Origin of the sequence: Pseudoduganella sp. RAF53_2 (genome assembly GCF_052113985.1) — a bacterium.
In the GTDB taxonomy this organism is placed as follows: Bacteria; Pseudomonadota; Gammaproteobacteria; order Burkholderiales; family Burkholderiaceae_D; genus Rugamonas.
Genome location: NZ_JBFRDW010000223.1, coordinates 1 through 8,589 on the forward strand (window position 1 = coordinate 1; position 8,589 = coordinate 8,589).

The 8,589-nt window shown below is 62.0% G+C and carries 9 protein-coding genes; 7 read left to right on the top strand and 2 right to left on the bottom strand.

Features of this window, described 5'->3' with window-relative positions; all coding sequences use genetic code 11:
- Window positions 1-100: 100 nt before the first annotated feature.
- Together AB4Z11_RS14715 and AB4Z11_RS14720 are read left to right on the top strand one after the other, a co-directional pair.
- Window positions 101-841, top strand: a complete 741-nt coding sequence (locus AB4Z11_RS14715; protein WP_442025993.1) for an SDR family oxidoreductase — start codon at window positions 101-103, stop codon at window positions 839-841.
- Window positions 842-966: 125 nt separating this feature from the next.
- Window positions 967-1,626, top strand: a complete 660-nt coding sequence (locus AB4Z11_RS14720) for a hypothetical protein (protein ID WP_442025994.1) — start codon at window positions 967-969, stop codon at window positions 1,624-1,626.
- Window positions 1,627-1,633: 7 nt separating this feature from the next.
- Here AB4Z11_RS14720 and AB4Z11_RS14725 read toward each other — a convergent pair whose 3' ends face one another.
- The gene (locus AB4Z11_RS14725) at window positions 1,634-2,071 is read right to left on the bottom strand and encodes an NUDIX hydrolase (protein ID WP_442025995.1); all 438 of its coding nucleotides are present in this window, start codon (window positions 2,069-2,071) and stop codon (window positions 1,634-1,636) included.
- 266 nt (window positions 2,072-2,337) lie between these two features.
- Between AB4Z11_RS14725 and AB4Z11_RS14730 the strand changes: the two genes are divergently transcribed.
- The 5 genes from AB4Z11_RS14730 to AB4Z11_RS14750 all read left to right on the top strand — a co-directional run bounded on the left by AB4Z11_RS14730 (window position 2,338) and on the right by AB4Z11_RS14750 (window position 8,335).
- Window positions 2,338-3,534, top strand: a complete 1,197-nt coding sequence (locus tag AB4Z11_RS14730) for a hypothetical protein (protein ID WP_442025996.1) — start codon at window positions 2,338-2,340, stop codon at window positions 3,532-3,534.
- 11 nt (window positions 3,535-3,545) lie between these two features.
- Window positions 3,546-3,980, top strand: a complete 435-nt coding sequence (locus tag AB4Z11_RS14735; RefSeq protein ID WP_442025997.1) for a phosphate ABC transporter substrate-binding protein — start codon at window positions 3,546-3,548, stop codon at window positions 3,978-3,980.
- Window positions 3,980-6,622 (top strand): bifunctional diguanylate cyclase/phosphodiesterase, encoded by a 2,643-nt coding sequence (locus AB4Z11_RS14740; RefSeq protein WP_442025998.1) that lies wholly within the window; start codon window positions 3,980-3,982, stop codon window positions 6,620-6,622. Before AB4Z11_RS14735 ends, AB4Z11_RS14740 begins: the two co-directional genes overlap by 1 nt.
- Window positions 6,619-7,260, top strand: a complete 642-nt coding sequence (locus AB4Z11_RS14745) for an FABP family protein (RefSeq protein ID WP_442025999.1) — start codon at window positions 6,619-6,621, stop codon at window positions 7,258-7,260. Before AB4Z11_RS14740 ends, AB4Z11_RS14745 begins: the two co-directional genes overlap by 4 nt.
- A 292-nt stretch (window positions 7,261-7,552) precedes the next feature.
- Window positions 7,553-8,335, top strand: coding sequence for an AraC family transcriptional regulator (locus AB4Z11_RS14750; protein ID WP_442026000.1), 783 nt, complete (start codon window positions 7,553-7,555; stop codon window positions 8,333-8,335).
- Here AB4Z11_RS14750 and AB4Z11_RS14755 read toward each other — a convergent pair.
- On the bottom strand, window positions 8,320-8,589 hold a 270-nt coding region (locus AB4Z11_RS14755; protein ID WP_442026001.1), incomplete at its 5' end, for a hemerythrin domain-containing protein. The genes AB4Z11_RS14750 and AB4Z11_RS14755 overlap by 16 nt on opposite strands.

The following is an 8,589-nucleotide window of genomic DNA, read 5'->3' on the forward strand; positions in this document are numbered from 1 at the left end:
CCGGAGAAGCGATGAGTGAATATTAGTCTGGTCCGAACTATTGTGTAAGCCTATATATTTCGATGTTAAGCATCGTGAAAACAGATGGATTGGAGATTTGATGGGTAAAGTATTGCTCGTGACAGGCGCCGGACGCGGCATCGGCGCCGCCACCGCCCTGCGCGCCGCCCGCGACGGCTGGGCCGTGGCCGTGAACTACCAGCGCGACGAAGGCGCCGCCAATGCGGTCGTGGAGGCCGTCCGCGCACAAGGCGGCCAGGCCTTGCCGGTGCAGGCCGACGTCGCGGCGCCCGACCAGATCGCGCGCCTCTTTGCCGTCGTTGAGCGTGAGCTTGGCCCGCTGGGTGGACTCGTCAATAACGCCGGCATTACGGGCGGCCTGGGCAAATTCATGGACTGCGATCCGGCCGCACTGGCCAGCGTGTTCGACATCAACGTCCTTGGCCTGATGCAGTGCTCGCGCCACGCGGTGGACGCCTTCCGCCGCGCGGGCCAGGGCGGCGTCATCGTCAACGTGTCGTCGACGGCGGCCACGTCGGGCAGCCCGAATGACTATATCGGCTACGCCGCCAGCAAGGCCGCCGTCGATACCTTCACCATGGGTCTGGGCAAGGAACTGGCGCCGGAAGGCATCCGCGTGTGCGGTGTGGCGCCGGGCTTTACCAACACCACTATCCACGCCGCGGGCGGCCAGCCTGACCGCTTGCAGCGCAAATTACCCGGCATGCCGATGGGGCGTCCTGCCGAACCGGAAGAAATAGCCGAGGCGATTGCCTGGCTGCTATCGCCTGCCGCGTCGTATATGACGGGCACCACAATCCGCTGCGCAGGCGGTTCCTGACTCAGCAATGCAGGCGGTCTGCTCCGACCTGACTGCGGCGTGTACTCCTACTCAAGCGATGGCACTACGGTGGGACAATTTTTGCTCGCCCCAGAGGCATTCCTATGGAAGAGAAAGGAGCAATCATGAGGACCAGATACGCACTCGTCGTCGCGGCTTTGCTGGCCAGCAGCACTGCATTCGCCCAATCGAACGCCACGCAGGGCACGGACCAGCAAACCCAGAACGCCAGCCCCACGAAGAAGAAGCAGAAACACCACGCCAAGAAACACCACACCACGTCCGGCAGCAGCAGCGCAGGCACGACGGGCAGCAGCGCCACCTCGCGCGGCGCAGTCGATTGCAACCAGGCGGGCCGCTCCGGCATGCCAGGCTGCCCGAATGACGATATTTCCGGCACCAGCACCTCGGGCATGACCGGCAGCTCGGCCATGGACCAGCAGCAGGGCCGGGTTGGCAGCAGCGCCAATACCACCACGGACAGCAGCACCACCGGCACTTATCCGCCGAACCAGCAATATCAGCAGAACCAGCAGGGTCAGCAAGGTCAGCAGGATCAGCTGTACCAGAATCAGCAGACGCCACCGGCGACTTCCGGCAGCAGCACGACCGGCACTACCGGCAGCTCGACCTACCGCGAGCCTGTGCCAACCGTTGATCCCAACGCTTCGGACGCAGCCCGTAACCGCATGAACCCGGCCGTAGGCGACCGCCCGAATCCGAACGACCGCGTGCATGACGACGGCGCCACCACGCCGCCGCAGCAGCCAAACCGCCAGTATTAATCAGGCGTTACCAGTCCAGCGACATCAGCCGCTGGGCCATACGGGGCCAGCATAGCGTACGCACTTCGTCGCGGCTGGCCCAGCGGAAACCGTCGGCTTCCGGCGTCATTTCTCCCGTCACATGGTGCGGAAAAAAGCTGGTGCATTGGAGATGATCCAGACTGCACAGCTGGTCGCCGACCTCCACCTTGAACAGATGCAGGCGCTTGTCGGGGCGATAATCGAACGCACCGAGATCGTGGAACAGCTCCTCGTCGAAACTCAGTCCCGCCTCCTCGAACAGCTCCCTGCGCGCCGCCTGCAAGGGTTCCTCGCCGGGATCTTGCAAGCCCTTCGGAATGTCCCAATTTGCCGTGCCGGTGACATGGCAGAGCAGCAGTTCCCGCTTCGAATTGAGCACCAGAGTGCCGCAGGAAAGCTGGCGTGCCACCATTGTGCTTTTCATAATGTTGTTTCCATAAAGCTAGTGTCGGTACTCTAGGGAAATTTCTCGACAGTCACAAAAGCCTGTTATAAAGTGTGAGAATTCATCGGCACCCAGAGCCCGTGCCTTAGTCTTTTTGCGGCTCCGATCATCGGAAAACCGCCGCTTACTCTCTGTACAAAGCTAAAAAACGCCACGTGCTTGCACGCGATTGTGCACGCGCGTTCTCTGATATTGCCGATTCCGACATGATGCCAAAGCTGCACCGATCCCTGCCACTCTGTTTGATGCTTGCCACAACCTTTGTTCACGCCGAACAGGGGGATGCCAGCACCTGGACCTTTGGCGGATTCGGTACAGCCAGCATGGTGCGCTCAAGTGAACACAATGCAGACTTCTCGGCCAATCCGCTGACCCCCGGCATGGCAGGCCATAGCCACGACTGGAGCGCCGACGTGGACAGCCGCCTCGGCGCCCAGCTCGGCGTCAATATCGCTCCCCGCTGGTCGGCCGTGCTGCAGGTGGTGGCCGAGCGCAATCTGACCAGATCGTACACGCCTGTGGTCGAATGGGCCAACATCAAATATCAGGCCACGCCGGATCTCAGCGTGCGTGTCGGGCGTATCGCGCTGCCGCTGTTCCTGGTGGCCGATTATCGCAAGGCCGGCTACGCGCTGCCATGGGTCCGCACGCCGATTGAACTGTATTCCTCGCTCCCCATCAGTAATAGCGATGGTGTCGATGCCAGCTATCGCTGGAATGCCTTAGGTGTGCGCAATGAAACGCAGCTGGTGTTCGGCCGCACCTCGATGAATGTCACCGAAAACGAGCGTGCCCACGCACGCGGCTTGGCTGGTATCACCAACACCAGCCGTATTGGCGATCTCAGTGTGCGCGCCTCGGCGATGAAAGGCCAGCTGCATATGCGACTGGCGACCGAGCTGTTCGACGGCCTGCGCCAGTTTGGTCCGCAAGGCGAGGCGCTGGCTGCACGTTACGATACCGATGACAAGCGCGCCACTGTGTTTAGCCTCGGCGCCAATTATGATCCGGGCGCCTGGTTCCTGATGGGCGAAGTGGCCCGCGTGAATGCGCGCTCCTTCCTGGGCGACAAGACGGCCGGCTATGTCAGCGGCGGCTACCGCTTTGGCGCGCTGACGCCCTATGCGACCTTCAGCAAAGTGGTGAGCAACGGAGACACGCATATTGACGGCCTGTCCACCGCAGGCCTGCCGGCGCCGATGGCGGCTGCCGCGATGGCGCTGAACGGCGGCCTGAATGGCCTGCTGAGCCAGATCGCAGTGCAGGAAAGCACCAGCGCCGGCCTGCGCTGGGACTTCGCTTCGTCCGCGGCCTTCAAACTGCAATACGATTCCGTTCGCCCGCATGGCGGCACCAGCGGCACGCTGGACAACGTGCAACCAGGCTTCCGCTCGGGTCATCGCTTCGGCGTGACCAGCGTCGCAGTGGATTTCGTGTTCTGAAGGAGGGCGCGATGATCAAGTCTTTAACTGCCACACTGGTATTAGGCTTAGGCCTGACCATGTCCGCAGGCCTGGCCGCAGCGGCCGAACTGGTCGTGGTCGTTTCCGCAAGGAGCCCGGTCACCACGATGCGCGCCGACCAGGTGGCCGATATCTTCCTGGCCGATTCCCTGCGCTTCCCGGATGGCCGCGAAGCCAGCGCTATCGACTTGAGCGTGGGCTCGCCGCTGCGCGACGAGTTTTACGCCAAGGTGGCCAATCGCAGTCCGGCGCTGATGAAAGCCTATTGGACCAAGATGATTTTCACGGGCCGTGGCCAGCCGCCGCGCGAGCTGCCGAATAGCGCAGCGGTGCGCAAGCTGGTGGCGGACAACCCGGCCATGATCGGCTACATCGAGCGCAGCGCGCTGGATAACAGTGTGCGCGTCGTGCTGGTGGTGCACTGATGGCCCGGCGTAATGTGAAAGCGATGCGTTGGCTGCGCATGGGGCTGGACACCCACGTGTCCTTGCCCCTGTTTGCCATTGTGCTGCTGGCAGCCATCTGGGCAGCGACTTTCCATTTCATCGATGCAGAACAGGCGGCCGCGCAGGCCGCTGCCGCCGAATCCGTGCTGGAGCTGATCGACACCTACGAAGCCCAGGTGGCGCGCAGCATGAATGGCATCGAGCAGACGCTGAAAGTGCTCAAGTACGCGGCCGAGCGCAAAGGCCCGCTGGGCGCCTTGCCGGAACTGAGCTCGCACGGCCTGCTGCCGTCCGGCCTGGTGTTCGTGGTCGGCATCGTGGATGCTCAGGGTAATACAGTGGCCAGCAATCCGCCTGCGTTGCCGATCAATGTGGCGAACGAAAGCTATTTCAAGTTCCATCGCAACGCCAGGACCACCACCACCTTCGTGGCGCAGACCATGCGCGACAAGGCCAATCAGGAATGGCACCTGCATTTCACGCGCCGCTTGGATGATAGCGAAGGCAATTTCGCGGGCATCGTGATTGTGGAGATCGACCCGGCTTACTTCACTAGTGCCTACGAGCGTTCGCGCCAGGGCGATCACGGCATGCTGGGTTTCGCGGGGCCGGACAATGTGGTGCGCAGCATGCGCGTGGGCGACAAGGTGTCGTGGGGGCAGTCCGTCGATTCGAGCTTGATGGCCGCGCGCAAGGTGGCGCTTGCCAGTCCCTGGGATGGTGTGCTGCGCTACACGGCGCTGCGCCCGATGCGCGGCTACAACCTGAGCGTGTTTGCCGGCCTGGCCGAGGACGAACAGATGGCCGGCTTCCGCAAACAGCGGGGCGAACACTTGCGCGAGGCCGGTATGGCCAGCGGCGTGCTGCTGCTGTTGGCGGTGATGGCCTGGATCTGGTCCTGGCAAGGCGCCAAAGCACGCCGCCGTATCCGCCGTGCGCAGGAAACCTATGCGGCAGCGTCGGAAGCGAATATGGACGCCTTCTTCGTGCTGCGTGCCATTCGCAACAAGGCTGGCACCATTGTCGATTTCAAATTCACCGCCGTGAATCCGCGTGCCCAGCAACTGACCGGCCGCAGCAAGCTTGAGCTGATGAGCCAATCCTTCTGCACCTGGCTCCCGGCGTCGCGCCACAACGGCATGTTCGAACGCCTGGTGAAGATCACTACCGAAGGCGGCGTCTTTCATGAGGAAGCGCAGAACGCCATGCCGCAGCTGAATGCGGAATGGTTGGCCTGGCAGGTGGTGGGGGTGGAAGGCGGCGTGGTTGCCATCGTGCGCGACATCAGTGAGCGCATGCGCAATGAAGCGCGTATCGTTCACATGGCGCACCACGACACGCTGACCGGTCTGCCGAACCGTAGCCTGATCGCCGACCGCCTGCAACAGGCGGTGCTGCAGGCCGAACGGGAAGGGCAATCCGTTCTGGTGGCCTTCATCGATCTGGACAGCTTCAAACTGGTGAACGACACGCTCGGCCACAATGCCGGCGACGAGCTGCTGAAAGTGGTGGCGGGCCGCATGGTGGACTGCGTGCGCCGCAACGATACCGTTGGGCGTTTCGGCGGCGACGAATTCGTACTGATCCTGCCGCATGTGGACGAATGCCCTTCGGCGCTGGTGCCGCTGCTGGAAAAGATTCTCACCGCCGTGGTCGAACCCATCGTGCTGGAAGGGCAGAAAATGCAGGTCAGCTGCAGTATCGGCGCTTCCGTCTATCCGCGCGATGGCCGCGATGCCGATACGCTGATGATGCATGCGGACATGGCCATGTACCGCGCCAAGGAGAGCGGCAAGAACAACTGCCAGTTCTATACGCGCGAGATGAACGCCACGCTGGAGGAAAAGCTGCTGCTGATGGACGGCTTGCGCAAGGCGCTGGATGAGCAGCAGCTGCGCCTGGTGTATCAGCCCAAGGTGGACCTGAATGATGGCCACATCTTCGGTGTGGAAGCGCTGCTGCGCTGGCAGCATCCTGAGCGCGGCAATATCAGCCCGGACCAGTTCATACCAATGGCAGAGGAATGCGGCATGATCCTGCCGATCGGCGAGTGGGTGCTGCGCGAAGCGTGCCGCCAGGCGCGCGAATGGCAGGATGAAGGTCTGGAGCCGATCAGCATTTCGGTGAATGTGTCGCCGCGCCAGTTCGAAGACGTGCGTCTGGTTGCGCGCGTGGCGAATGCGCTGAGTGCCAGCGGCCTTGCTGCGCAATGGCTGGAGCTGGAAGTGACGGAAAGCCTGATCATGCGCGACGTGGCGCAATCCGTGGCCAAGATGCGCGAACTGGAAGAGATGGGTGTTTCGTTGTCCATCGACGATTTCGGCACCGGCTATTCCAGCCTGTCGGCGCTGAAGTCCTTTCCTATTGCGCGCCTGAAGATCGACAAGTCTTTCGTGCGCGACCTGGGCACCAGCGAAGACGACCAGGCGATTGCCCGCGCCATCATCTCGCTGTCGCACCAGCTGCATAAGCGGGTGATTGCGGAAGGTGTGGAAACCGAGCAGCAGCGCCGCTTCCTTCAACAGAACGGCTGCGATGAAGCGCAGGGCTATTTGTACGGTAAGCCGGTGGCGCCGCAGGAGATCGCGGCCTTGCTGGCACCGGCTATAATTGCCGGATGAGCGAATATTCCAACGACATCTACACCGAACCGTCCCCACTGGACGCCAACACCCTCGATAATCTCGGTCCCTTGCGCGCCATGGCGGGCATCTGGGAAGGCAAGCGCGGACTGGACATCAAGCCCAAGGCCGATGGTCCGCGCAAACAGGCTTACGTCGAGCGCATCGAGCTGCAGCCTATCGATCCTGTCACCAACGGACCGCAGCTGTTCTACGGTCTGCGCTATGTGCTGATCGTGAACAAGCCGGACAACATCAAGACCTATCACGAACAGGTCGGCTACTGGCTGTGGGAACCCGCGACCAACACCGTAATCCAGACTCTCGCCATTCCGCGTGGCCAGATCGCGATGGCTTCCGGTACTGCGGCGCCGGATGCGAAATCCTTTGAACTGGTGGCTCAGCGCGAAAGCAATACCTACGGCATCTGCTCCAATCCTTTCCTGGAATTCGGCTTCAAGACCACCGAGTACCGCATCAAGGTCACCATCAATGATGACGGTACCTGGGGCTATGAAGAAGACACCGTGATGCTCCTGCGCGGCAAGGAAGACGAGCCGTTCCACCACACCGACCGCAATCTGCTGGTCAAGGTCGCAGAACCGACGCCCAATCCTCTCGCCCGCGGCGCCGCCTGATATCAGCTGCAGTTCTTACGCTGAATGCGGCTGCCAACTGAAGGTGCATCGTCATCGACGGTGCACGTGACTTTGGCTTGCTGGCCGCTTCCTACCGCTACTTTTTCGCTTGCCTGTTCGGCGGCGCATCCTGCAACGGCGAAGGCCACCAGGACTGTCATAACTACTCGCTGAAACATCTTTGTTTTTCCTTTCGTGGTTGGATTTAAGGGTTCTACAGTTTAGTGATATCTCTCGGCGCGGAGTCTTAATAAGATGTCAGGTGATACGACAAACCGGTCAACTTATAAACGTGCCTCACCATCCTCACACCTTTGTTGATGCTGACCAGTTCAGCAGCCTGACGTATGCCATTGAGGTAACGATCTCCGCGCCGACCGAAGCGCTGCCTGCGCATGCCCACCGCTGCGGGCAGCTGGTCATGGTGCTGAGTGGCGGTGTGACCTGCGACGTCGAAGGGCATTTGCTGCTGGCGGCTCCCGGCGCAGCCATCTGGATACCGCCGGGCCATCTGCACAGTGCGCGTTTTGAGACCGCCAGCAGCGTCTGTGTCCTGTTCGTGAAGGACGGCATGGCGGGCCTGCCAACCGAAGCCTGCCTGCTGGTGCCGGGCCAGCTGCTCGGCGAGATGATCAAGGAGCTGGCAAAACGGCCCGCCGAGTATCCGCCTAACGGCGCGCAGTCACGCCTGGTTGGCGTGGCACTGGACCTCCTGCGCGCGGCGCCGACCGAACAATGGACGGTGCCGGTGCCGCAAGACAGACCGCTGCGTGTTCTGCTGGACGCCATGCTGGCCAGTCCACGCGAGCGTGGCACGGCCGCGGAATGGGCAGAGCGTCTGGCAATGAGCGAGCGCACCTTCACGCGCCGCGTCATGAAGGAAACCGGTATGCCTTTTGGCCGATGGCGCCAGCAACTGCACCTGATGCTGGCGATGCAGTGGCTGCGCCAGGGCGCGTCCGTGCAGCGTGTGGCGGACGATCTTGGATATGAATCGGTCACAGGTTTTATCCTCATGTTCCGCAAGGCGCTGGGGAAGCCGCCGGCGCAATATGTCGCTTACAGCCGGGCGTAGGCGGGATACAGTTCGCTTTCTTCGCGCTTGGTGCGCAGGAACAGGGCCTTGAAAATCGCATTCGCCTCGTCGCGGAAGCCGGCCGGATTGTTTGCCACCCGGTTCGCCAGGTTCCAGCGCGTGGCGAATTCGGTGTACTTGCGCGACAGGTCGCCCATTTCCTCCTGATAGAAGCGGCCCATTGCCGCCAGTTCCGGCCGGCCGGAACTGGCGAAGGCAGGATAGACCACGCGGTCCTCGACTGCGAGATGCAG